Annotated in this window: 24 protein-coding genes; 1 reads left to right on the top strand and 23 read right to left on the bottom strand. The window is 39.6% G+C overall.

Going from position 1 to position 23,427, the window contains the following annotated elements; translation table 11 throughout:
- Positions 1-157: 157 nt before the first annotated feature.
- The 5 genes from J2Z34_RS15715 to J2Z34_RS15695 form a co-directional block, all read right to left on the bottom strand.
- On the bottom strand, positions 158-751 hold the full coding sequence (locus J2Z34_RS15715) for a class II aldolase/adducin family protein (RefSeq protein ID WP_209460820.1): 594 nt from the start codon (positions 749-751) through the stop codon (positions 158-160).
- On the bottom strand, positions 751-2,022 hold the full coding sequence (otnK, locus tag J2Z34_RS15710; RefSeq protein WP_209460819.1) for a 3-oxo-tetronate kinase: 1,272 nt from the start codon (positions 2,020-2,022) through the stop codon (positions 751-753). The genes J2Z34_RS15715 and otnK overlap by 1 nt, the downstream gene beginning before the upstream one ends.
- A gap of 184 nt (positions 2,023-2,206) precedes the next feature.
- Positions 2,207-3,361: an amidohydrolase family protein gene (locus tag J2Z34_RS15705; protein WP_209460818.1), complete on the bottom strand. Its 1,155-nt coding sequence runs from the start codon at positions 3,359-3,361 to the stop codon at positions 2,207-2,209.
- A 20-nt stretch (positions 3,362-3,381) separates the two neighbouring features.
- A complete protein-coding gene (locus J2Z34_RS15700) occupies positions 3,382-4,359 on the bottom strand; it encodes a 2-keto-3-deoxygluconate permease (RefSeq protein WP_209460817.1) in 978 nt (325 codons plus the stop codon).
- 193 nt (positions 4,360-4,552) lie between these two features.
- Entirely contained in the window at positions 4,553-6,466 is a 1,914-nt protein-coding gene (locus J2Z34_RS15695; protein ID WP_209460816.1) for a sigma 54-interacting transcriptional regulator, read from the bottom strand.
- Between the two features lie 174 nt (positions 6,467-6,640).
- Between J2Z34_RS15695 and J2Z34_RS15690 the strand changes: the two genes are divergently transcribed.
- A complete protein-coding gene (locus tag J2Z34_RS15690) occupies positions 6,641-8,053 on the top strand; it encodes an NAD(P)H-dependent oxidoreductase (protein WP_209460815.1) in 1,413 nt (470 codons plus the stop codon).
- A 544-nt stretch (positions 8,054-8,597) separates the two neighbouring features.
- On the opposite strand, the gene J2Z34_RS15685 is transcribed toward J2Z34_RS15690, so the two are convergent.
- From J2Z34_RS15685 to J2Z34_RS15600, 18 genes are all read right to left on the bottom strand, one after another.
- A complete protein-coding gene (locus tag J2Z34_RS15685; RefSeq protein WP_209460814.1) occupies positions 8,598-9,149 on the bottom strand; it encodes a cupin domain-containing protein in 552 nt (183 codons plus the stop codon).
- A gap of 701 nt (positions 9,150-9,850) precedes the next feature.
- The gene (locus J2Z34_RS15680; RefSeq protein ID WP_209460813.1) at positions 9,851-10,396 is read right to left on the bottom strand and encodes a hypothetical protein; all 546 of its coding nucleotides are present in this window, start codon (positions 10,394-10,396) and stop codon (positions 9,851-9,853) included.
- A complete protein-coding gene (locus J2Z34_RS15675; RefSeq protein WP_209460812.1) occupies positions 10,362-11,312 on the bottom strand; it encodes a hypothetical protein in 951 nt (316 codons plus the stop codon). The genes J2Z34_RS15680 and J2Z34_RS15675 overlap by 35 nt, the downstream gene beginning before the upstream one ends.
- A 40-nt stretch (positions 11,313-11,352) precedes the next feature.
- On the bottom strand, positions 11,353-12,222 hold the full coding sequence (locus tag J2Z34_RS15670) for an isocitrate lyase/PEP mutase family protein (protein ID WP_209460811.1): 870 nt from the start codon (positions 12,220-12,222) through the stop codon (positions 11,353-11,355).
- A gap of 388 nt (positions 12,223-12,610) precedes the next feature.
- Positions 12,611-14,185, bottom strand: a complete 1,575-nt coding sequence (locus tag J2Z34_RS15665) for a recombinase family protein (protein ID WP_209460810.1) — start codon at positions 14,183-14,185, stop codon at positions 12,611-12,613.
- Positions 14,182-15,405: a recombinase family protein gene (locus tag J2Z34_RS15660; RefSeq protein ID WP_209460809.1), complete on the bottom strand. Its 1,224-nt coding sequence runs from the start codon at positions 15,403-15,405 to the stop codon at positions 14,182-14,184. The genes J2Z34_RS15665 and J2Z34_RS15660 overlap by 4 nt, the downstream gene beginning before the upstream one ends.
- A gap of 64 nt (positions 15,406-15,469) precedes the next feature.
- A complete protein-coding gene (locus J2Z34_RS15655; RefSeq protein ID WP_023386767.1) occupies positions 15,470-15,625 on the bottom strand; it encodes an SHOCT domain-containing protein in 156 nt (51 codons plus the stop codon).
- Between the two features lie 20 nt (positions 15,626-15,645).
- Positions 15,646-16,347 (bottom strand): N-acetylmuramoyl-L-alanine amidase, encoded by a 702-nt coding sequence (locus J2Z34_RS15650; RefSeq protein ID WP_209460808.1) that lies wholly within the window; start codon positions 16,345-16,347, stop codon positions 15,646-15,648.
- Positions 16,337-16,750, bottom strand: coding sequence for a phage holin family protein (locus J2Z34_RS15645; protein ID WP_209460807.1), 414 nt, complete (start codon positions 16,748-16,750; stop codon positions 16,337-16,339). The genes J2Z34_RS15650 and J2Z34_RS15645 overlap by 11 nt, the downstream gene beginning before the upstream one ends.
- 64 nt (positions 16,751-16,814) lie before the next feature.
- Positions 16,815-16,988, bottom strand: coding sequence for a hypothetical protein (locus J2Z34_RS15640; RefSeq protein WP_209460806.1), 174 nt, complete (start codon positions 16,986-16,988; stop codon positions 16,815-16,817).
- A gap of 41 nt (positions 16,989-17,029) precedes the next feature.
- Positions 17,030-17,236: a hypothetical protein gene (locus J2Z34_RS15635; protein WP_209460805.1), complete on the bottom strand. Its 207-nt coding sequence runs from the start codon at positions 17,234-17,236 to the stop codon at positions 17,030-17,032.
- Between the two features lie 57 nt (positions 17,237-17,293).
- Complete coding sequence (locus tag J2Z34_RS15630) at positions 17,294-17,515, bottom strand: YdbC family protein (protein WP_209460804.1); 222 nt, start codon at positions 17,513-17,515, stop codon at positions 17,294-17,296.
- A gap of 24 nt (positions 17,516-17,539) precedes the next feature.
- Positions 17,540-17,842 (bottom strand): hypothetical protein, encoded by a 303-nt coding sequence (locus tag J2Z34_RS15625; protein ID WP_209460803.1) that lies wholly within the window; start codon positions 17,840-17,842, stop codon positions 17,540-17,542.
- Between the two features lie 35 nt (positions 17,843-17,877).
- Entirely contained in the window at positions 17,878-18,489 is a 612-nt protein-coding gene (locus J2Z34_RS15620; RefSeq protein ID WP_209460802.1) for a carbohydrate-binding protein, read from the bottom strand.
- 10 nt (positions 18,490-18,499) lie between these two features.
- Positions 18,500-19,144 (bottom strand): DNRLRE domain-containing protein, encoded by a 645-nt coding sequence (locus J2Z34_RS15615; protein WP_209460801.1) that lies wholly within the window; start codon positions 19,142-19,144, stop codon positions 18,500-18,502.
- A gap of 11 nt (positions 19,145-19,155) precedes the next feature.
- Complete coding sequence (locus J2Z34_RS15610; RefSeq protein ID WP_209460800.1) at positions 19,156-21,087, bottom strand: DUF859 family phage minor structural protein; 1,932 nt, start codon at positions 21,085-21,087, stop codon at positions 19,156-19,158.
- 13 nt (positions 21,088-21,100) lie between these two features.
- A complete protein-coding gene (locus J2Z34_RS15605) occupies positions 21,101-22,849 on the bottom strand; it encodes a phage tail spike protein (protein WP_209460799.1) in 1,749 nt (582 codons plus the stop codon).
- Between the two features lie 11 nt (positions 22,850-22,860).
- Positions 22,861-23,427, bottom strand: a 567-nt coding sequence (locus tag J2Z34_RS15600) for a distal tail protein Dit (RefSeq protein WP_209460798.1), incomplete at its 5' end; no start/stop codon positions are given.

The following is a 23,427-nucleotide window of genomic DNA, read 5'->3' as shown; positions in this document are numbered from 1 at the left end:
ATATAGCTCTAAACCTAACAGACATGAAAATAAAACAGGAAGAGTAAAAACCTGCAAGCGTTGCAACTACTTGGTTCTTACTCTTCCTACTAAAAGTTATATCTAATGACGTAGATTATAATATAAATTGAAAAAAGTAAATTCACTTTTATCTCCATCAAAGGTTAGGGTTTCTAAAATGGAGTGCTATCCTTGCATTTTCTTCAAGTTCCTCTATACCATAGAAAGCATTCATAAGATTGCTCCCTGCAACAATTGGACCATGGTTCGCTAACAAAAATGCATCATCATCTTTTATTCTTTGTCCAAACAAAGCAAAAAGTTCTTTGCTACCTGGCCTCGCGTACGGAACCAACCCAATCGTTCCTACCTTCATTTTTAAATAAGGCGTGATGTCGGGCATTATATCATTTGCCTTTTCATGATTGAAACATGAAAAAACAGTTGAATAAAAGGAATGTGTATGTATCACCGCTTTAATATCTTCACTTTTCCTGTAAAACGCCAAATGCAACGGAAACTCTTTACTTGCTATTACCGTATTCATTGGCAAGCAATCTCCCACAGATTCATACTTCATAATTGCAAAATCATCCTTTTTGAGCCTTCCAAAGCATGTGCCGGTTCCGGTAATATATATCTTATCTTCACACCTAAAGCTAAGGTTAGCAGAAGATCCGGTTGCCTTGCCGCGAGTAAAGAGTGAGTTAGCAATCCAAATAGCATCATCTAGCATAGTTTCAAACTCCATTATGATTCCTCCATCAAATTTATTGCTTTTAAAAAGAATTCAGGACTTCCAAAATTTCCAGATTTCAATATTAGTTTCATGCTTTTATTATCAAGCGGTATCATAACCGGGACCCCAGGTGCAACACTCTTCCCTATAGAAAACACATTATAACCAAGCCTTCGTGTTACAGCACCTGAAGTCTCACCACCGGCAACAACCACTTTCCCTATTCCATTGTCTACAGCTTTTTTAGCTAGCTCTGATACAACACCTTCTATCAATTCAGATATTTCCACACCAACATTTTCCTGTGCTTTTAGAATATTGTCTGGAGTATCAGAACTAAATACGAGAATTGGTCCATTGTTACACTCACTAATAATGCTCCATAAGGTATCTATGGTTTGTTGGCCTGAAACCAGCATCTCGGGTTCGATTTTAATATAGGGCAATCCTTCTGAAATGTACCTTTCTATTTGTCCCAGCGTTGCGGTAGAGCAGCTCCCAGCAATTAGTAGAGTTGGACCACTAAGTTCATATTTTTGATTCCTGTTCTGCTGAATTCCGGATTTTGCTACCATTTTCTTGCCCAAATGTGTAGCAAGTCCTGAGCCTCCTGTATAGAGAACAAGATCTTCGAAATAATCAACGATTCTCATTCCATGTTCCTCAAAATAATAATCCGGGACAATATAGAAATGTTCCCATTTCCCGTCCATTTCTCTTAGCAAATCTTTGAAGTCGCTTCCACTTTGAAAAGCATTCTCATCCAAAAGGATTATCGGATACTTGCTTTGTTCTCCAAGAAGCACCCTAATATCTGAATTCGTCATCGGAGTCAAAGGGTGGTTCTTCATGTGACTTTCGCTCAACGGAGTTCCATTCACATATAATATGCCATGTCTAACAGTTCTGCCATTCACCGGAAGTGAAGGGCAAACCACAGTATACCTGATCCCGAGCTTTTCCATCATCATATCAGCGACAGGACCAATATTACCCTTTGAAGTAGAATCAAAAGTAGAACAGTATTTAAAGTAGAATTTCTCACATCCTTTATCCAAGGCCCACTCTAGGGCTTTTCGGGACTCACTGACAGCTTCATCCACATTTAACGTTCTTGTTTTTAAAGCGATGACTACAATATCAGCATCTTCAATTTCGACAAAATTATTGGGTATTCCATTTGTTACAAGAGTTCTTAAGCCATCTTCTGAAAAGAATGACGCAATATCACTAGCTCCCGTAAAATCATCGGCAATGCAACATAATCTAATTTTTTCTTTCATTCTAGAATTCTCCTTTTGAAACAGTAATTGAAGTGTCTTATATAAAGTTACATTTTTCTTGTTACTGCAGACTTCTTTTATCAAAAACATGATGTGTTTTAGTCCAAGATTTACTTTGATTAATTAGCTTAATTCCTATATGGTAAAGATATTAAAAGGCACACGTTTTTGTGTGCCTTTTAAATTATCTAATTATTTCACCTGACTGAATAACAGAAAAAACCTGTTTTAGAGCTGATATATCTTCAAGTGGATTACCCTCAAGAACAACTAAATCAGCATCAAGCCCTTCGCTTATTGCACCTCTATAACTCGATATTCCACAAATCTTAGCTGCATTTGTGGTAATTCCTGCCAATACATCTCTATTGTTTGCACCTAACTCTGAGATATATATTGCCTCTTGAGCCAATCCTTGATGTATTCCATCAGTACCAATTCCGAATTTGAGTTTTCCCTTGATGGAGTTTTCTAGACACCCCTTAATAATTTCCTTTTCTTGGAGACTACCTTCACGATCCTTAGGAGAAAACTTAAACAAAAGTTCGTTGTTAAGCGCATAACTTGGTGTATAGACTACCCACATATCAGCTTCTTTGACTCTTTTGATCTGTTCATCCGAAATATAATAGACGTGCTCTAAACAATCAATGCCAGCAGTAATACAATCATCAAGCCCCTGCCCTCCTGAGCAATGACATGCTGTTGTGATACCTACACTTTTTGCTTCCTCCACTACAACCTTGAGCTCGTCGAGAGTTAGAAAATGGTATATGTATGGTGTAGCATTTATGACTTTTGTCATAAAGACTTTTAAAAAATCCACGCCTTTAGCGATGTTCTCTCTTGCAGTTTTTCGAAACTCCTCTTTACCACAATGAGGGAGCCCTACATAACCATGCCCATGGGATGCTCTCATCCCTATTCCACTAACAATTAGTTTGGGACCCATTATTCGTCCTTCTAGCTGAGCCTTTTTACATGTTACGTCAATATAATACCTGTCTCCAAGACATCTTGCTGTAGTTACACCAGATAACAGGTCATCTTTCATTGTTTTTATTGCTCTAATTGTCTGTTCACATTCACTATCGTTCATTCTAACAAGATGATTATCAAGTCTGGTGTCAAGTGCTAAATGATTATGGCAATCTATCATTCCAGGAATTATTGTCTTCTGACCAAAATCAACAAGCTCATATTCAAATCCAAAATCATCAACCTCAGAATTGCTAAGAATTTTTATTATCTTACCATCTTTAACTAGAATAGAAGCATTTTCTATTAGCTCCAGATTTTCACCAACAACAATTTTTGAAGCCTTATACAATACGCTCATAGTTTATCCTTCCGAGTTGTTTACTCAATTCCGTTTTCTAGTTTAGTTCTCTCAATTTTCGCAATTTTCTTCTGAGCTTGCTTGTGGAAAAAACCAGTTAGTAATGGGGTGCATATCGCAGTAACAACTACAGCTGCCGCTACCTGTGCTGTGGCTGCTGGAGCATACTGTGCCATTGCTGGATCAGCTAAGGCAACAGATGCTGGTGTTGCTACAGCATTTCCAGCACATGTTCCAACAGCCATACCCATAGGATCAGGTTTTCTTCTTATAAAGCTGTAGATATAATATGTAAGGACTCCAGTAAACATAACTGTAATGAAACCAAGAAGTATACCAGAGAACCCTGCTTTAGCAATCGTTAACAAACTCATGTTTGCTCCTAGCACAAATCCATTAAAAGGTAAAAGCATATTTAAACCATCAGAGAGGAGTTTACGAAAATCCTCATCAAGATTACCCAATATGAATCCTATAATAAGTGGGACTATTGCTGCAACGAGTGCGATTATAGGAATTTCAGCAATTCCAGTCGCTCCAAGGGCAATCATTGTTAGGAATGGCCCATCATTCAATGATAGTATAGCTATCGCACCGACATCCGTCTTATCACCGAACTCTTTAGCTAAAGCAGTATATATTGCACCATTAGAATTTGTAACTGCCGCAATTATTGCTAAGGGTGTGAGTCCTAGAATACCTGCTGGCCCAAATGCTAAGCTTATTCCCCACCCAATTGCAACTCCAATAGCATATTTTAGGATTGTAAGTATTGCACCTTTATAAAGTGGCTCTCCTGCTTCTTTCAAGTTTATAGTTGCGCCACTGCACAAAATAAAAAGTCCAACTAACGTAGCTGTTCCACCTTTAAATAATCCAGTGGTGAATCCTCCTATTGTCAAAACTTGAGGAATAGTAGTATTAATAATGCAGCCTAACAATAATGGTATTACCATCATCCCTCCAGGGAACTTTTTCATTGTCTTAACAAGCTTCATTTTCCGATCTCCTTTTCAAATTATTTTGGCTAGCTGTCATAGTTTAAGCAAATACCATGCCAAAACCGTTTTCAGAGATACTATCAGTATTTTTAAGTTTTTCATTCAATTCATTGTAATAATTGAACACTTTTTATCCATCATAACTAAACCGCAACGTTTACAGCAACATTGGCAACGTTGCGTAAACACATTATTTCATTTCAATTTCAATTTTTTTAAGTTTTTTCCAAAGTGTTGTTCTGTTGATACCTAACAACATTGCTGCTTTTGATTTATTTCCATTGCTTTCGTTTATAGCCCAATTAATCGCATCGTTATCCGATTTGAACTCTGGAATTTTCTTCACTTGCTCAACCTGATCATATGTTTTTTTCACATTTATGTCTTTTGGGTTCAAGGCTTGATTCATTACATCCGAGTCAATACAATTGTTTTTTCTAAGCACACATGCTCTTTCGACAATATTCATTAATTCGCGGATATTTCCAGTAAAATTATGCCTTTTCAATAATGTCATCGCACTACTATCTATAGTTAACTTTTCTGAAATACCATCATCTTTGTATTTATTTAGCAGATGCAAAAACAACTTCTCAACATCATCTTCTCTTTCAGCTAATGAAGGTAAGTAAATTCGTAAAATATCTATTCGGAACAATAAGTCATTCCTAAATTTGCCAGAATCTACAAGATCCTTAAGGTTTCTGTTTGTTGCAGCAATAACTCTAACATTTATTGATATCACCTTATCATCGCCTATTCTACGCACTTCATTCTCTTGTAACACACGCAGCAGCTTACCCTGTAGTGCCAATGGTATTTCTGAAATTTCATCCAGAAAAATTGTTCCATTATGTGCTTGTTCAAACAATCCCATCTTCCCACCTTTTGATGATCCTGTGAACGCCCCATCAACATAACCAAACAGTTCACTTTCCAATAAATTCTCAGGTAAAGCTGCGCAATTAACAGCAACAAATGGCCCATTACATCTGTTGCTGCAATTATGAATACTTTGAGCGAATATTTCCTTTCCGGTACCTGTCTCCCCAATAATAAGTATGCTAGATGATGACTTTGCATACATTATTGATGTATTTATTGTGCTATCCATGATTTCACTAGAGTGGATCACGTCAGTAAATGTATACTTAGCTTTAAGTCCTTTAGAGCTTAACTTAACACGTATCTGGCCTTCTAGCTCTTGTATTCTGGAAATATCCGTCATATTTATAACAACACCCTTAACATCATTTCCTACCTTTACAGGTGAAAAAGATGCTGAAACTGTCATGCGATTTCTTATCTCGTGAATTTCATTAAGAAGTTCCTTTTCAGAATATATTGATTTTATGAAGCCATCATAAAGGAAAGGAAAGATATTACTAAGTTGACATCCGCACATCTTTGTGTTGTTTCCGATTAAACACGCAACGCTATTATCAACCCTAATAATTCCGGTTTTATCAATGAACATTATTGCTTCTTTTGATGACTTAGTAATATTTCTATACATCTCAGCCTTCAATCTCTCATTATTTAATATTTCAACTGTTCGTATAGCTTCATTGAGGGAATTTGAAATGGCTTCAACACCTGTCTTTATAACAACTGAATTTAGTTTATATTTTGATGCAAACAAATTTGCTGAATACCCACCTATAATTGCATCACAGCCTGTATTCTTAATATGCTTAACTTCCTCTTCAAGTTGACTATAATCAACTGATCCCAGAATCGAAATCTTGCACTTGAAAACGTCTTGAAGATAATTATCATTATTTTTCAGATTTGGAGTGCCGATAATAGCGATATGCTTGGGATGATAACTTTCGACGCATTCATAAAGTGATCGAAATACATCATACCCCGAGATATCTAGTTTTATTATTGGTATGTCAGCATATTTCTTCGAAATGATATCTGCGGAATAACCTCGAGCTATAATAACATCGTAGTTGTTACTATCTATTTGAGGAATGCTATCAACAGTAGAAACTATAACGTTAATCTCGTACAAACCTACTTCATTTCTTTCACTAATTATGTCAAGCACAATATCTCGCAGCTCTGGATAAGGAACAATAAACAGTATTTTAATCATAAATACCTCCTAAATAGTGCAATTACCAAGTATATTACAGCAACGCAACAGTTGCCACAACACTAACTGCAACACTTTTGGCAACAATTTGCCAATTTAGTTTGAAATTGTTTATGATATTAATTGGCATGATTATTGCTTTAATATTTTTAAACAATTTCAAGGAGTGATATCATGATTTATCATCATTTGTTCAACAAATTCAAGAACAGGCAAGTAGAAACAGCAATAATAGGGGCGGGTCATTTTGGAACGGCAGTTGTAACACAACAATTAAGCACTCCAAATGTTGCGGTTCATATTGTTGCTGATATAAGTCTGGAAAATGCGAGAGCTGCGTTTATTAAGACTGGAATATCTGAGAATTTGATTGTCTACTCGAAAGATGCCAGAGAAGCGGAAAAATTAATTAAAGATGGTAAATACGTCTATACAGATGATCCAATGATAATAATGGATATTCCGTCTATTGAGGTAGTATGCGAGGGAACAGGGGTACCTGAAGCAAGCGCAAAGTATAGCCTTGAAGCAATAAAGAGCAAAAAACATGTTGTTTCAATAAGTAAAGAAATGGATTCAGTCGTGGGTCCAATCCTTAAAAGGAAAGCTAAGGAGTATGGCGTAGTATACACCCCAGTTGATGGGGATCAACCCGCTCTATTAATGGCGCTAGTTGAATGGGCAAAACTTATCGGACTCACAGTAATATCTGCTGGGAAGGCAAGAGATGGCGAGTTTATCTTGGATGAGAAAAATAATACAGTATCTATAAAAGCTGATGGAATCACTGTACATGAAGACTATGTTGTACATATCCTTGACGAAGACATTAAATATTTCAATAAAATACCAGAAGGACAATCAGACGAATATATCAAAAAGAGAGCAGAGCTTCTAAAGGGATTGCCAAATGCAGGTGCGTTTGATCTATGTGAAATGGTTATAGTTGCTAATGCTATCGGCTTTAAACCGTCGTGTCCAGAACTAACTCAGGCCTCATTAAGAATCACAGAACTTCCTATTGCATACTGCACAAGGGAAACCAACGGCATTTATCCTGTAACTGGTGTTATTGACGTGCATACAAACCTTCGAAGAGAGGATGAATCCGGCATGGGTGGCGGTGTCTATATGGTAGTTAAGTGCGATAATGCTTATTCCAATTATATCCTTGCCACAAAGGGACAAATTCCAAATTACGATCTTTCCACAGTGGTTATTTACAGGCCTTATCATTTGTGTGGAGTTGAAGTAGCTACATCAATACTTTCTGCTGCATTTTTAGGTGTAGATACAGGCACATTAGAATATATCCCTAGCTTCGATCTAGCTAAGAGAGCTGAACGAGATATCATGAAGGGTGAATTATTAGGTAACGATCATGACCTGAAGCTTAAAGCTCTTATTCTACCCGCTTCAAAAAAGTCACACACCAGTCCAGTCCCTGGCCACATGATTACTGGAAATAGGGCTGTTAGGGATATTAAATATGGAGAAATTATCGACTATTCAATGATAGAAGACATGTCAGGATCAGTTTTGTGGAAACTTAGACATGAGCAGGAAGAAACTTTTAATCTCAATTGACCCTTAGATATTCTATGTTTTTACCTAACTCAGTCTAGTAAATTGAGAATCAGAACGGGAGGAGGCTCGAAGAGAAAAGGCCACCTCCCGAATTCTTTTACCGATGTAACGATATTACAACACTTTCGAAGCAGAACTGATTAATCGTTTCAATTTCCAAGTGGATGAAGAGTTGAGCAGGCTATTTTCGAATATGCTTATGGCTGGTACAACCAAATTCGGCCACATTCTTTTTATGATTACCGAACGCCTTTTCAGGCACGATATCAGTTGGATCAAACTAGATAGTGGTGTTGCAAAATTACTTGATCATTACAAGAAATAGAAATTGTCAGACTGATTCTGGATGGCCTTAATAATGCCGAAATTGGGAAAAGACTTTTATTAGTCCCAACACAGTAAAAACACATCTGTTAAATATTCTTAAAAACCAGAGTGAGCCAAAGTATAGAGTTGATTAATAAAATCAATAATTATTTTGATAAATAAACTTGAAAAATAAAAACCCTTCTGCCGGTTATAGCGAAGGGAATTTTTCGTCTAATTAATATGCTGGGGGTGTTGTCACCCACAAAGAGGTACACGGTGATGAGCTTCTATTCTCCCATCTATGTGGTATAGAAGAATTTAGGCTTATGCTGTCTCCTTCACGGAGATTATATTCATTTCCATCCATCCAAAACCAAAGCATGCCACTGATGATATATCCAAACTCCTCACCATCATGTATGCTGAAGTCATCCCCTGAGGATGACCCTGGTTTTGCATATAGCATTGCTACCATAAAATCCTTTTTTCCCTTAGGAGTGAGATAATACATTTCTAATCCGGGAAATAGATTCTCAACTTTCCTTCTATTATCTAAAGCAACTACATGCGAGGAATCTTCTTGCTGACTCTCAACAGAGTTTAATAAATCAGCTAATTTAACTCCAAGAGCATCTGTTATGCTTTTAATTGAACGCATGGAAGGGCTGGTTTCATCTCGTTCAACTTGACCAATAAAACTAGCTGACAGCCCTGCTTTTTCACCTACTTCTCGTAAGGAAAGTCCTTTTCTTTCTCTGGTTTGTTTTAACTGGTCTCCTATATTCATTTATTAACCTCTCTACCTTTCAATCATCACTATTGCTCTGCAGATCAAGCATTGTAACAATCGTTGATTGTTTGTGTTAAGATTTGATGTTGATTTATGAGCCACTGGCGAATATTTCAGTTATATCCGTTTTTGAACTTTTCGGTTGCTTTATCTATCGTCATTATCCATTGGAATAACGTTATTTGTCAAGATAGTTATCATACTAACCTTTTTAGGGGACATATCTCAGATTCCTAAGAAAGTTCTAATACGCTACTTTTCTATTCCATTTAATCCATGGGCTTGGTATGCTGCTATCCATTTCAGAACTTCACTTCTATTGACGTTGATTGTTCTAGCAGCTTCTGACGCTGATACCATATCCTCTATTACACTTTTACTACTTCCAGCTTAAATTCCAATGAATATTTCACCATACAACAACTGCACTCCTCTCGTTAGGCATGTTTATCATATCACATGTCTAACTATTGGGGTGCAGTTCACAATTAGGTTAATTCTTCTTTATATGCACTGTATTTTTCACAACCGCGTAAGCATACCTGATTTTCATATACGGCGATGATTGCTTGTAGATTTCCAATCCCAGCGTCAGCACCCAGCCCTTCGAAAGTCCCATCAACAATTCACTGGGCTTAGTAAAAATATTTTCGGATTTTGCTTTGGGGTTATTTTTCATCAAATGCATAAGTCCTGTATTAAATATAAGCAACAATGATGGTAGATAGTGCACAGGCAATGGTGACAGCCGCCAGAACAACCAAGCCTTTTTTCATTGCCCAACTGCTACCATTTTCAAAAATCTTGGTTGACAGCATAATGGCGGCCTGGCCGCTACCGGCAGGAATCAAACAGGCGGAACACGTGCCAATACCAATAAGCGCTGGAAAAACAGAGACGTTGATTCCACGGCTATAGAATAAGATGGACATTGGCGCAAGGACAGAGCAGAGGATCATTCCGGTGGCCAAGTTCGAGAAGACTTGCGTCAGTAAGCAGGCTGCTAAAGCAGTCAGGATCAGAATGGGAATAATGCCAATATTGTTGAACTGTTCTGTGAAAATGCCGAGCAACCACGGCGTAAAACCGGAATTATTTGCCCCTAATGCGTTCCCCAGCAAGGTTACACAAGCAATAGCGAAAACGATGTCCCAGTTAACGGCTTTGGCAAAGGTTTTGGCGGGTTCTATGACTGGTTCTCCGTCAATTTTAAGAATACTGAGGAAAGCGACGCAAGCAGCCATAAAGAGGGCCTGTCCAAGACCATTTAGTGTCGTGAAAATAGCGGAATCTGAGGGGAACAGCAAAATGATGGCAGGATAGAAGAAAGAAAGAAAGAAGTACTGTGATCAAAATGACTCCCTGCTTTTTGGACATTTTGGAGAATTCATTTGTTTTTAGGACAGACGTATCCAGTGCCTTCAACTTATCAAAATTAAAGTGGAATAGAAATCGAGCTTCTAGCATTAAAAGGATAATAGCGATTGCCGCAATGATGGTACCTGTCAGAAAATAGGTACCTTCATTGATAGAAACATTCATAATCTTAAGGGAGCTGTTAAAAAGGCCTATGAAAATTTGCGCAAACGGTTTGAAAGGGAACAGGAGCTCCGTGACGCCAGAAAGAGCGACAATGCTGATCAGCAAAAAGCGAGCCCAGTCATCCGTCTTGTTAATGCCGGCAATAGTTGCGATGTTTTCAAGGAGAACAATTGCAAGCATGATTATACCGAGGGAACCCACAATAGTCCCCAGAGCCACCATCGTGACCAAAAATGTTGCAGTCAACACATAGGGATGCCCATTGACGAATTTCCGGGAAAGGAACGACCTGACAATGTATTCGGCTGTCTTGCTAGAAGAGAACACCTCCACCAAGACAAAAATGAATATTACGAGTATATTTACGGTGGAGCCAATGCCTTTCGAAAAGATTTCAGCGACGGTATAATAGCCAGAAAGTTGAACCGCAACTAGTGCAATTAGGCTGGGGACAATCAGGCCAAATCCGCTAGCAGCTAGAACGAGCCAGCCAAGCAAAGCACCAAGGATTTTTAAACCCATGGGGGTGACAGTTGCCCACGTTGGACAAACGTATCCAAAAACAAAAGTGAAAAACAGAGCGACCATCAGAATAATAATGCGTTTGTTGTTTTCCATTTCGAGTTCTCCTTTCATACGAGCCAATTCTTTTGTCTTATTAACACTGCTTACGTATAGCAATTTCTCTTCGTTCAATCATGTCATATCCTAGTAAGTGTTCATATTCTTTTAAAGTCAGCATTTTATCCAGGAAAGCTTCTGTTGTGCCAGTTTCTTTTAACGAAGTCATTAAACCTAATATTGATTTAGCATATGTCAGTGTGGAGGAAAGAGGGAAAACAACCAGTTTATATCCGATATTCTCCAATTCCTTAACATTTATATAAGGCATCCTGAAATGTTCCAGCATATCGAACATCACTGGGGCATCGATACTTCTAACTACTTCCTTCATTTCATCGATAGACTCTAGTAATTCAATATAGACTACATCAGCACCCGCATTTGCACAGGCTTGGCCACGGCTAATTGCTTCCTTTAACCCCAAAGCACTACGGCAGTCTGTACGTGCAATAATCGTAAAGTTTTTATCTTTCCTTGCATGTACGGCAGCTTTAATTTTTTCAGTAAGTTCTTCTTTGGCGATGAACTTTATATCTCCCAGAGCTGCACATTTTTTCGGCATATCCTGGTCTTCTATGTGTATTGCCGATACCCCAGCTGCCTCATATTCTTCTACTGCTCTAATAACATTATTTACACCGCCATAACCATTGTCACAATCACAAATTATGGGTATGTTTACTGCCGAAACAATCCCTCTCGCATGAGTTACCATCTCGGACGCAGTAATTAGACCAAGGTCAGGCTTTCCAATTAAGCTGGCTGAAGTACCATTACCTGTCATATAAGCTACTTCAAACCCGACATGTTCAATAATTTTTGCTCCAAAGGCATCGTGGCAACCTGGCGCAACGATCAATCCTTCTTTATCAAGGAGATTTCTAAGAGTTATTTTTTTTTGCATTTAATAAGTCCTCCAATACTATACTTGATATTTTATTACCCATGCTCCAAAGACAAACCTACCAGTTTCAACTTATATGCCTCAATCCCAAGCGTACAATATATCGTTCACGATTTTTATTTCATAATATCTCACCTCTATTCGTCCATTTTACTGCACATTATTTGAAAACATTGCGGGTTATTTATAATATACTGCACATTAAATATTATGGCAAGCATTTTATTCTGTGTTTTATGGTTTTTGTGCAATATACTTTGCAAAATCCGTAACTATCATCATTTATCCTAAAATATGAATCTAAGCGCTTAATACGATTTTTTCAACATGATGCAAACAAAAAAATGACTATGCTGTTCCAAAGAACCCACATAGTCATTTACATTAGCTAAAAAATCTTACCCTGGAAATTGAATAACATTTCTCCACTTGGCTGGATTACTACACTATCTACCAAGGAAATCCATAATTCCTCGTCAAACGAGGTTAGAATGATCTCCTGCTCCTCAATCCTCCTTACCAACTCCTCTAAACTACGTTTCTTTGTGCTGGCATCCGCCCTCTGCTGTACTAATCTGTTAAGTTCAGACTTTTTATTTTCATGTCTTTTTAATAACTCATTGTACCTTATACTGTACTCATTCTGGTCACATGCAACCAAGGCGTTGTCTTTTATACATTTTTCAATTAGGTTTTCAACAATAGTGAGTTCATTTTTAAGGTATAACTCCTTCTCAATCAGTTTGTTTGAATCGAAGATCTCATGTGAAATCAGTCTTAGATCTGAGATGACCTTGTCCTGGTTAAGTAGAATTTTGTTCAGCTCCTCAATGAATGCCTTTTTCAAGTTCTCCTCATAAATATGTGGAGTGCTGCATTTCTCTTCATCTTGATACTTGTGATTGCATTGCCAGATAACCCTTCTATACTTGCTGTTCGAGTGCCAGACTTTACTCCCATAATAGCAGCCACATTGACCACATTTTATTCTACCTGAGAAGCAACTTACTCCTGTCTTATACCCGTTATGTTTCTTCCGGATTTTTAGTTCGTATTGTACCTGATCAAACACATCCGAACTCACTATGCTTGGATGGCTGTTCTCAACATAGTACATGGGGATTTCCCCTTCATTCTTCTTCTTTTTCTTGGTTAGAAAATCCACAGTAAACGCTTTTTGTAGTATTGCATCTCCCTTGTATTTCTCATTTGTAAGAATGCTTGTGACTGTACTTACTGGCCATTTCTCTTTACCTCCAGGAGAAGGGATCTTTTCATCAGTTAGTATCTTCGCTATCCCGCTTGGAGTCTTGCCTTCAAGAAAGAGTCTATATATCTTTCTGACCACTTGAGCTTCTTTCTCGACAATCTTTGGAAGATTATCTTCACCTTTTTCATAGCCTAAGAATTGTCCGTAAGGTAAGTTCACCTTTCCTTCTGCGAATCTCTTTCTCTGGCCCCAGGTTACATTTTCACTAATGCTTCGCGATTCTTCTTGCGCAAGGCTGGACATTATCGTAATGAGCAACTCTCCCTTGCTATCTAATGTATAAATGTTCTCCTTCTCGAAATAGACCTCTACCTCCTGCTCCTTAAGTTTTCTAACCGTGGTCAGTGTGTCTACAGTGTTCCTTGCAAATCTCGAGACTGACTTGGTAATTATCAGGTCAATCTTCCCATCTAGCGCATCATTGACCATTCGATTGAAGCCGTCTCTCTTTTTCGTGCTTGTCGCTGAAATACCTTCATCCGCATAAACCTCGACAAACGTCCACTCAGACTTTGATCTTATGTATTGCGCGTAGTAGTTCCTTTGCGCTTCAAAACTCGATAGCTGTTCCTCATTATCAGTGGATACCCTGGCGTAGGCTGCGACTCGCTTCTTCGTCGTCCAGGTGCTTGAAGATATCTCGCTAAATTTCTTTGCAGCCGGAATAACCGTAATTGCTTTTGCTAAGCTCATTCACAACCCTCCTCAAAGTATATGCTCTTTCCACTTACCAAGTTAATCGTTATGGATCCATCTGAATTAATTAGTACTGTCTGTATCTGTTTTCTGATCAAATCTTTCTCCAAGCAGTCAATCCCAAGAGTTCTTTTTAGTAACTCAGTAAACCTACTTTCTCTCACATATTTCGATTTACAAGCATCTTTACCGTAGTCGATGACACTCCCACAGACTAGATACACTCTTCCATGATTATGTTTTCTTCTGTAGTATTTCCCGCATTCTGTGCATTTGACTAAACCTCTAAGCGGACTCCAAGTTACTTTTTTGCTAGCTACTCCCGCGGTCCTTTCCTTCAAAATCTTATTCGCTTCATCAAAGATTTCTCTGGATACTATGGCAGGATGTGAGTTCCTTACATAGTACTGGGGTAATGCTCCATTGTTGTTTATCAGTTTCTTCTCTAAATGGTTTGACACATATCTTTTTTGAAGGAGTGAATCTCCAACGTATTTCTCATTCTTAATGATCTTCATTACTTTAGCCGAAGTCCAAACACCGCCACGAGGCCTCTTAACATCTTGAGTTCTAAGGTCATTGGCTATCCTAGTTGCACCAATCCCACTAATATAGTCATTGAAGATCCGTCTAACAATCTGAGCTTCAAATTCATTAATTGAAATGGACCTTCCTGAAATATCGTAACCGTATATAAATCGTAAGTTTATGGATTCACCTTCTGCATAGCTTTTCCTTACTCGCCACTTACAGTTCTCGCTTACAGATAAACTTTCTGCTTGAGCAAAAGAAGCGAGGATAGTTAGCATTAGCTCACCATCCCCGCTTATCGAATGAATATTTTCTTTTTCAAAGTACACATCAATGTTAAGTGCTTTAAGTTCTCTTACAACCTCAAGCATTGTCAGTGTATTTCTAGCAAACCTTGAGACTGACTTTGTGATTATCAGATCAATCTTGCCTTCTCTACAGTCACTTAGCATGTTCTGAAACTCTTCCCTGGTATCCTTAGTGCCGGTCTTAGCTTCATCTGCATATATTCTAACAAATTCCCACTCAGGATTCCTTTGAATCAAATCACTGAAGTAGCTTATTTGAGCAGAAAGTGACTGGTGCATTGAGTCCTTGTCTGATGACACTCTCGCATATGCAGCAACTTTCTTTTTCACAAATTTTGATGGTGCTGAAGCCTTGATTACTCTTATGATTCGGGCCATTTGATCTCCTCCTTTCAGCACCAATGTTAACTCTCATTTTGATACATAGCAACTACATATATAGCTATAAACTGCCAATCATTGGTTTATATCTAGCAATCAGCAGGTTGTTTATTTTGCGAAAATCTTCATTGTTTATGATATTTTGATTTAGGATTGATTTCGCCACTGCCTTGGAAATTCGGTAATCTTTCTCTCGCTCAAACTGTTCTTTTGTCATATGTGTCTCCTCGTTACCCATTAGTCATATTTTATGAAGCTCTCAAATCCTGCAGCCTTAAGCTTAGTCACAAGCGCCTCTGCATTCTCCTTTTCTTTGAACGCACCAGCCTGGACCCGATAAAGTTTGCCTTCAGTTGTCTGCACCTTCTTCGTAATTCCAAAAGTTTTTACAAGAGCCTCAACATAAGCCCTCGCTATCTTATCCTTGTTGTCTATGATCCATTTTGCTGTGGCCGGGTTATCGTGGAAGTCAGTCTCTGCGAGTACTGCTGTTATCCCTATCTTGTTTGGATTCCTTACCTCAGCAAGGCCATATCCAGCATAGAGCTCCATACCATTTTTCACAGCAGTGTCTCTGTTTGACCGTATCGGGCAGATTGCATTAAGCTCTCTGACAATGTTTCTAGACAGTTCCTTGCTTCCATCACTGTTAGGATGATAGAAGGCCACAGCACCGCTGGCTTTTCCCTTTCCACCTGCATTCGAGTGAATGGCCAAATAGACATCGCAGCCCTTATCCTTGGCTTCCTTTGGCCTTCCTGAAGCGTTAATGGTTAGATTTGTAGTAGCTACTACAGTCTCGCATTCATATTCTGCATCCAGGATTTGCTTGATTTTAACTGCTACTGCCTCCATCTCAAATTTCTCATTTGTATTGCCCACAACATATTTATTGTCCGGCTGATTGCTCGGTGACAGGTATATTTTCTTAGTTCCCATCTTTGTCTCCCCCTTCGTTTAGCTGCTGCAGAACATCTCTTAGTTTCTCAGGAATAGGCAGACCTAATCTTGTAGCGTTCTCCAAGATGCTTATTCCCTCATTAGATATATAGAAGAAAATCACCGCAGTCCGTATTACTCCAACCTTACCCAGAATATTGATATCTATGATGTTTCCAAGTGCCACAAGTGAAAAAATGACTACCTTTCTGAATATTCCCTTTCCCCCAATATCACTGGAGATCTTACGGTCAAGGATTGCGCACATTACACCAGTAATGTAGTCAATTGTTACGACAACTACCAAGGCATATAGAAATCCATCAAATCCTCCCATAAACCATCCCAACCACCCTCCTATTGCCGCAAAGGCATATTGTATGCTATTCCACACTTCTTTCATTCGTTGTTCCTCCTTATTTTTGCGCATAATAAAACGCCTTGGCTTTCCAAGACGCTTTCATCGTTTAGTTCAAGTATCTGCTTTTTTCAAGATCCTTAAGATTAACATCCGTCATACTTAGCTTTTCACCGCATTTACATTTGCCAGAGTACTCCCTGAACGTTACACAATCATCCATTGTAATCCGATAATCGTGCAGGACCTGTTTCTTACCACAACCGCATTCTACAACTACCACACTATCCCCTCCCAAGCTTATTATGCTGAGGAGATTAGTTTTTAAACATAAATATCTGGTTCTTTTCTCATTTCCGCAAGAATTCCTTTCTGAAGCTTACTGTCACGCGTATCTGGGACATCCATAATGGATTCATCGCCACAGTTAAAACAGAACATGTGGTACTTTCTCATTAGCTTTTTCTTTTCACAGACCAGATCATAATCTATGGCTATTAGTTCTCCACCACAAATCAAACATTCATACAAAGCAAACACCTCCAGAATCTATATATGCTGGAGGTGCTTAAATGGCACAGTTTCAGACTACAAATCGAGTCCATTTAGTATTTTCTTGAGCTCACGCATTTCTTCGGTTGACAGCGTTATGCCCTTTCCCATCTTTTCATCCCCTGGTGCCCACTCGCGAATATCAAACTTCGCTTCCTTATCATTCCAGGATATGCTTCTTACTTCCTTGGTCCAGCCAGATTTGTTTGTGGAAAGCACTCCGTATTTTGCAGTTACCTCATATTTAATTTCAGCCATATTAGGTCTCCTTCACTTTTTTATTTATAGGTTGTACAGGTACCACTTCATGGTGTCCCGCTCATACTTCATTTTTACAGTCGTTGGTCTATCCTCCACCACCGCGTCACATAGATACGTGTACATGATGTTCCCTGCTAACTTCTCAGTCTTTTTGTCTCTGATCTTCTTGATGGAGCCTTTCATGTACTCGTCATTTATCATGAACCTGAATGTCACAGGCCTCGGTGGTTCTCCTGGTTTGCTGTATGCTAGTGTCTCAACTTCTAAGAGATTGGTCTGCATTCTTATCACTCCCTCTTTCCTTGTGTAATCATTATAGAACATATGTTCTTTTAAATAAAGAGGGAATTTGGTCTAAACTAATTAACCTGTTGCCATCCTGCTGGATATGCTTCCGGACTCCAAACATTACTATCGATGATGGACTCATATACTAAATCATTGAATGTTACTCTGTTTCCTATGTTATAGGCATCATGACTACCTGTTGGTTGGATCCATTCAGGGATCACACCTTCAGGCACAATCTTCTTAAATAGAGCTGGAGTGGCATCCGGAGTCCAATCTACCTGTGATATGTGACCGGGTGCAAGGACTTCATAAAGCTTACTCTCATACCTCAAAATGTTGCCAGCAGAGTAGTCACGCACTGGTTCCCATTCAGGATAGATTTCCATGAGTTCAAGCATCTGTTCAGCTGTTAACTCAGTCTCCAGGAGCGTTTCCTTGTACTTAATATTTAGATTCACCACTTCTTCCTTTTGAATGTTGACTCGTAAAACCTCAGCTGTCAGTTCTATTATCTTCTCTTCAGGAAGTAGATCCTCTTCAAGCAGATCTACCAGACTCTCAATGACCGTTCTTAGTTCCTCAGTTGCTTTCTGAATCACAATCTCATTGGAAACTGTATCCTTGAAGTACCTGATCTGATAGCTGTCGTCATACTTATATATTGTTATGTGGCTTATCATTTCTTCCTCCTTACTTTACCTCTCTCCATACATCTCCCACATTTACATAGGCTTGTACCACTTGACGCCAGGTATCGCTAATATTCACATACATGGCTGAAGGCTGCTTCCAAACGTCACCTACATTTACCTGGAAAGCCGGGACCTCACTGTAATCAACATAGAGCCTTGGGTTGTATGCGTTGTTTGGCGCTGCACTCTCCTGAGTTCTGAAGTATGCCATTGTTGCGGTGCTGGATAGGACCTTGATTCCATACTTCCCTGCTCCACCTTCATACCAGGCTCTCACGATATTTGTTACTGGTACTGCTACATCAACGTTAAGAGTGGTTCCTGTGCTCACCGAGTTGTCCCCATCACCTGCAGCTGACGGCATGTTGTTCCAGGTTATTGTGGTTGCGCCCCATGCTGCAAGCCATCTCTGCGCATAGATTGTCGCTGCCCCAGACTCAAGACTATAAAGCCTGAGATACAGAGTAGCCGAGTTTATCCTGCAGTTTGCAGGGATAGAGCTTAGGTCCCAGTTAAGGGCCATTATTCGAGCTGTGGTGCTTGTCTGCCTTAAAGTGTTACTTGTTGCAGTTCGATATACGCTGTTAGGTCCATCCTGAAGGCAGTTATTGTCTACATTTGCGTTTATTGTTACTGTTCCCATTAATCTTCTCCTTACACATACTTCAGGTACACAGTTCCTGTAGGCACTGTGCTTGCTGTTGGAGGAGCTCCTGTTCCTGAGATGATGCCAGCAACCTTTGGAGTAGTGCCACTAACATAGTCAGAAAGGGAAATTGAAGTATTATCGTGAGCATGTGAAACTGCAGCATCAGAGGTGTAAATCCTAGTCCATGAAGCAGCCACATTTCCATCTGTAGTCCTACCAAAGAATGCATTACCTGTGCCGCTATAGTCTATCCAAATTCCTCCCCAACCTCTAGACATGTCTCTTGAGGCAATCTTGATGAAGTAGCCATAGTTTGAAACTGGAGGTGCTCCTACGGATGAATGAGAAATGAATCCACAATACCCATTAGGAAGGTCTCCCCAGGCTGATGCTGATGATAAAGTTACCAGAGGAGATAAGGTCCTTCCGATAAGTGTCGCAGCTCCTGATACAAAAATACTCTCTAATATTGTTCCTTTGTAGTAGGCATCCCCACCTATATCCAAGGCACCCTGCTCCCAGACCTTTCCGACTCCTATTCCAGTCTTACTCCAGGACATTGCAACTTCACCACTTGAGAGCACATATCCTGCAGTCACTGAGTTGAATTTATCAGTTACCGTTAACAGTAGATCGTAGCTGGTGGTCGCCGTATAGGTTCCATATACCGGAGTAACACTTAATGAAGTAGTTCCAACAGCAAGGCTGGTACTGACATGGGTGGTAGTCCATGTTCCGCTAGTCCTTAGTTTTGATTTTATTGAATATGTTATCTGATTCTTGCTGTTTAGACTGCTTATTGTTGCAGCTGAAGTGTATTTAGCATAAGTTCCAAGTGGTGACGCAACACCACCACTTGTACTTCTGAAAGCAGAAAAAGCAGTAATTTCAGGAGCATTGTACGTTAATAACGTACATGTTACAGTCTTTGAAGTGCTTGTTCTCCCTCGGCTGTCAGTTACCGTTGCTGTCGCAACTATTGCTCCAGTCGAGGTTATTGCACCTGTGGTGCCGACTATGCTGGATGAATTGGTGTATGCAACAGAATTGAAGACCACTTTGTAAGAGGAGACCGAGCTGGACTTCACCCCTGCAGCTCCATTGATCGTAAATTGGATCCTACTCAGAGTTTGAGCAAAGTTATTTGTGCCAAGTGCCAGATTGGTAACCGCAGTTACTGTCTCAGCAGCTGTTACGCTCGACAGGGTTGGAATGATGTCTGATCCCACATTTGCAGTAGCAGAAGCGCTCTGAGTACTTCCTATCTGAGATCCGTTAAGCTTTGTGGTCACATAAGCAGTAGCCGTAGTGGAAACTGCTGATGGTATCGTTGCATAAATCTCATCGAGCTGTGCTGCAGAGAAAGTGTAACTATCCTGAGCCAAGTCACCGGTAGTCTCAATTACTGTTCCACCAATGTTTATCTGGAAGGTATTAGTGAAACTTGTTGAATACCTTGGAGCTGTGACTGTCACTCCGGATCCGATAGTGAAGTCAGGGAAGCTTGTTATTAATGAAGCACGTGGAATTGTATCCAGCGTGTAGCTCTGTGTAGGTATAGTCACAGTCCCAATGTAACCTGCTGCGAAGTTAACATTAAACTGTTGTGTTCCCCCAATTGTGAATGAGGCCTGCCCTTCAGCGTTGTGATTTATTACCCTTGTCGTAGTTCCTAGTATCCTTACAAGTGTTGGATCTAAAAGGGTAACATAGTTTGGACTGAAGGTTGTGGTTGTTCCATTGCATGCAATGGTTCCGGTTTTTCCAGCAGTTGAATTGATATCAGCCGAAGTGTTATTTCGCCAAAGTTTGAATGCTATGCTAATGGTGCTCGTATTAGCATTAATATCCTGGGTAGCACTCCAGTCCCAACCTAGATAAAAAACATCGTTATACCAGTACCATGAATCATACGAATAACTTCCTGATAACGCCAATCACACTCACCTCCTATCCAATCCACCTAACCAGAGTAATATTTGCATCATATTTTTCTACCTTATGGTTTCCAACAACCATTGAATCCAGCACCTGCACTGATTTGATATACATTATCTGACCATTGATGTAAGCAACTGTAGCTTCTCCGTCCTTGAAGTTCATCTGCTGATTGGTGATGTTTATCTTAAGGTTGCTGTTATTGTCCCCTATGGTTAGACCTGTTACGTCATCAAACTTGAAGTACTGATTGATGTCTTCAACTGTGCTCATATCAGCCTTCCCATTAAGCGCCTGCTCTATTGATGTTCCAGCATAGCTTATGTCATTGTTTGTAATCCTTCCAGCTCCTAGGCTAAAAGTACCATCAGCAAGGTTAATCCAGCTGGACCCATTAGCTGACTGAAGGATTCCGGTCTTAACAATATTTGCACTAAGCTCACCTGTTGTAATGAAAGATGCGCTTATCCTTCCATCATTGGTTATTGCAATCGGAAAGTTACCATTGATTCCTGATGAACTGTAACCTAAGCCATTGATGTTCCATCGCCATATCTTCTGAGCTGTTGCTGGATCATCCGTATCCATGATAAGGATCTCGCCATTTCGCTTTAGCACGTAACCCCCAAGGGCAGTCGTAAGAAGTGTGGTCGCATTTAGGATTGCTGCATTTAAGTCCGAATTATTCCTCTCCACAGTCTGGGCTAACACTTTTTGTGTGTCAGAAATCTTTGTAATGCTCCCTGACATCCTTTCCTTGAAGTCACCAATCTCAACCTTTGAAGTTCTGCCAAGAAGCAGATCCTTCTCAATGCTTATAATTCTTGATTTGTGGTCAATACCTAAGTCGAGATGCCTGCAGGTTACTGTATCCCCAAGCTCCACCTTAACCAAGTTCTTGAAATTCCTGTATTCTTCAGTATTCTCCAGGTTTAACATATCAACTTTGATATTAGTGACTGGAAGGTCGCACTTAGAATCAATGAAGTAGGAAGTAGCAGCCTCTCTAAGCTGTGTTATAGCCTCTTCTTCAGATGTTTCCTCGTCGATGCCTATATCGAACTCCACTTCCTTAATCCTTGGAAATACGTAGGAACTAACATATGGACTATCAACATAAACTTCGGGGAGCTCCAATCCGTCTTTGCCTTTAGGCCTAATCCTGGTTATTAGTGCATCGTAATCTTCTGTTACTTCCACATTCAGAATATTTTTCCTGTATGAGATGGTTACTCCATTGTCCAGGCCTCTTTGACTTAGAATCGAGATGAGCCAGCCGTCTAGTTTCAGTTCTCCATTCCATTTGGAGATAATGCTGTCGCTCCCCATGATGCAGTCAACAATGTTCCTATTTATAAAGTACTGAGTAGCTGGCGTTGAAATATCTGAGAAAGCTGTAAATGGGTGCAAATAATTAGCTGCCCCAAGAACATCTTCCAGGGCAGCTTGAGCTCCTTTATTTGTAGGTCTGATATCCCTGACCTCGTTGTAGACCAAGTCCCAGAATACATGACGCGCATATACATAAAGGCTTGTCATGCCTTTACGGGTCTTATATATCCTGAAAGGTTGGCCATCAGCGTGAATAATCCTTCCTTCTATGATCTCTTTCCATTTCCCAGTAGTATCGAAAATTGCTTCAAATTCTGCACTATAAAGACCGTTTAGGACTTCTTTGGAGGTAGCCTTTATAAGGTTATTAAGAACATTTATTCCATTGGATGTGAAGGTTGTTGCATCTTTTTCAAATAACCTAATCAAACCTCCACCTCCTACAGATTTCTCCAATTGGGCACTATCTCAAGCTTTGTTACTGTTCCGGTCCAAGAGATTAAGTTTGTGCCAGGATTAAGTATTGAGAATTCGCCCTGCATATCGTTATTCTTTCCAAGGAGATCCTTGTATGCTTCCTCGATTTCGCTGTTCAAGGTCACATAGTCAATAACATTACTCAGAATCACATTAGCTGAATTCACTGTCAGAGTAATGCTACCAGTACCAAACACTGTGATTATTGGTCTTGAAGATGCTGTGCCCGGATTCACAAGACTTCCTGGTACAGTTATGGTTTGAAGCGTCAATCCGCTCTCCAGATAGCCATAAGGTTGGCACACGAACTTTAACTTTGCTGTTCTTAGGTGAAGTAATCGCTTATAGTCTATACCGCCACTTACTTTAGCTATATAGAACACATCTGGCTCACTTGATAGTACCAAATCCCCATTTCCACGTAACCAGATCTTGATAGCATTAAGCTGATCTATGTCCTTAAGCGTTATCTCAATCTCTTTTTCAATAGGAGCTAAGCTTCCGTGCTCCTGGAACAAATAACCATCCCT

This window comes from Youngiibacter multivorans, assembly GCF_017873395.1.
Taxonomy (GTDB): Bacteria; Bacillota; Clostridia; order Clostridiales; family Clostridiaceae; genus Youngiibacter; species Youngiibacter multivorans.
This window is presented reverse-complemented; position numbering and strand designations above follow the sequence as displayed.

Excerpts from the sequence above, each read along its gene's own strand:
- J2Z34_RS15715 (WP_209460820.1), bottom strand. The coding sequence starts at position 751 with ATGGAGTTTGAAACTATGCTAGATGATGCTATTTGGATTGCTAACTCA.
- otnK (WP_209460819.1), bottom strand. The coding sequence starts at position 2,022 with ATGAAAGAAAAAATTAGATTATGTTGCATTGCCGATGATTTTACGGGA.
- J2Z34_RS15705 (WP_209460818.1), bottom strand. The coding sequence starts at position 3,361 with ATGAGCGTATTGTATAAGGCTTCAAAAATTGTTGTTGGTGAAAATCTG.
- J2Z34_RS15700 (WP_209460817.1), bottom strand. The coding sequence starts at position 4,359 with ATGAAGCTTGTTAAGACAATGAAAAAGTTCCCTGGAGGGATGATGGTA.
- J2Z34_RS15695 (WP_209460816.1), bottom strand. The coding sequence starts at position 6,466 with ATGATTAAAATACTGTTTATTGTTCCTTATCCAGAGCTGCGAGATATT.
- J2Z34_RS15690 (WP_209460815.1), top strand. The coding sequence starts at position 6,641 with ATGATTTATCATCATTTGTTCAACAAATTCAAGAACAGGCAAGTAGAA.
- J2Z34_RS15685 (WP_209460814.1), bottom strand. The coding sequence starts at position 9,149 with ATGAATATAGGAGACCAGTTAAAACAAACCAGAGAAAGAAAAGGACTT.
- J2Z34_RS15680 (WP_209460813.1), bottom strand. The coding sequence starts at position 10,396 with ATGGCTGCTTGCGTCGCTTTCCTCAGTATTCTTAAAATTGACGGAGAA.
- J2Z34_RS15675 (WP_209460812.1), bottom strand. The coding sequence starts at position 11,312 with ATGGAAAACAACAAACGCATTATTATTCTGATGGTCGCTCTGTTTTTC.
- J2Z34_RS15670 (WP_209460811.1), bottom strand. The coding sequence starts at position 12,222 with ATGCAAAAAAAAATAACTCTTAGAAATCTCCTTGATAAAGAAGGATTG.
- J2Z34_RS15665 (WP_209460810.1), bottom strand. The coding sequence starts at position 14,185 with ATGAGCTTAGCAAAAGCAATTACGGTTATTCCGGCTGCAAAGAAATTT.
- J2Z34_RS15660 (WP_209460809.1), bottom strand. The coding sequence starts at position 15,405 with ATGGCCCGAATCATAAGAGTAATCAAGGCTTCAGCACCATCAAAATTT.
- J2Z34_RS15655 (WP_023386767.1), bottom strand. The coding sequence starts at position 15,625 with ATGACAAAAGAACAGTTTGAGCGAGAGAAAGATTACCGAATTTCCAAG.
- J2Z34_RS15650 (WP_209460808.1), bottom strand. The coding sequence starts at position 16,347 with ATGGGAACTAAGAAAATATACCTGTCACCGAGCAATCAGCCGGACAAT.
- J2Z34_RS15645 (WP_209460807.1), bottom strand. The coding sequence starts at position 16,750 with ATGAAAGAAGTGTGGAATAGCATACAATATGCCTTTGCGGCAATAGGA.
- J2Z34_RS15630 (WP_209460804.1), bottom strand. The coding sequence starts at position 17,515 with ATGGCTGAAATTAAATATGAGGTAACTGCAAAATACGGAGTGCTTTCC.
- J2Z34_RS15625 (WP_209460803.1), bottom strand. The coding sequence starts at position 17,842 with ATGTTCTATAATGATTACACAAGGAAAGAGGGAGTGATAAGAATGCAG.
- J2Z34_RS15620 (WP_209460802.1), bottom strand. The coding sequence starts at position 18,489 with ATGATAAGCCACATAACAATATATAAGTATGACGACAGCTATCAGATC.
- J2Z34_RS15615 (WP_209460801.1), bottom strand. The coding sequence starts at position 19,144 with ATGGGAACAGTAACAATAAACGCAAATGTAGACAATAACTGCCTTCAG.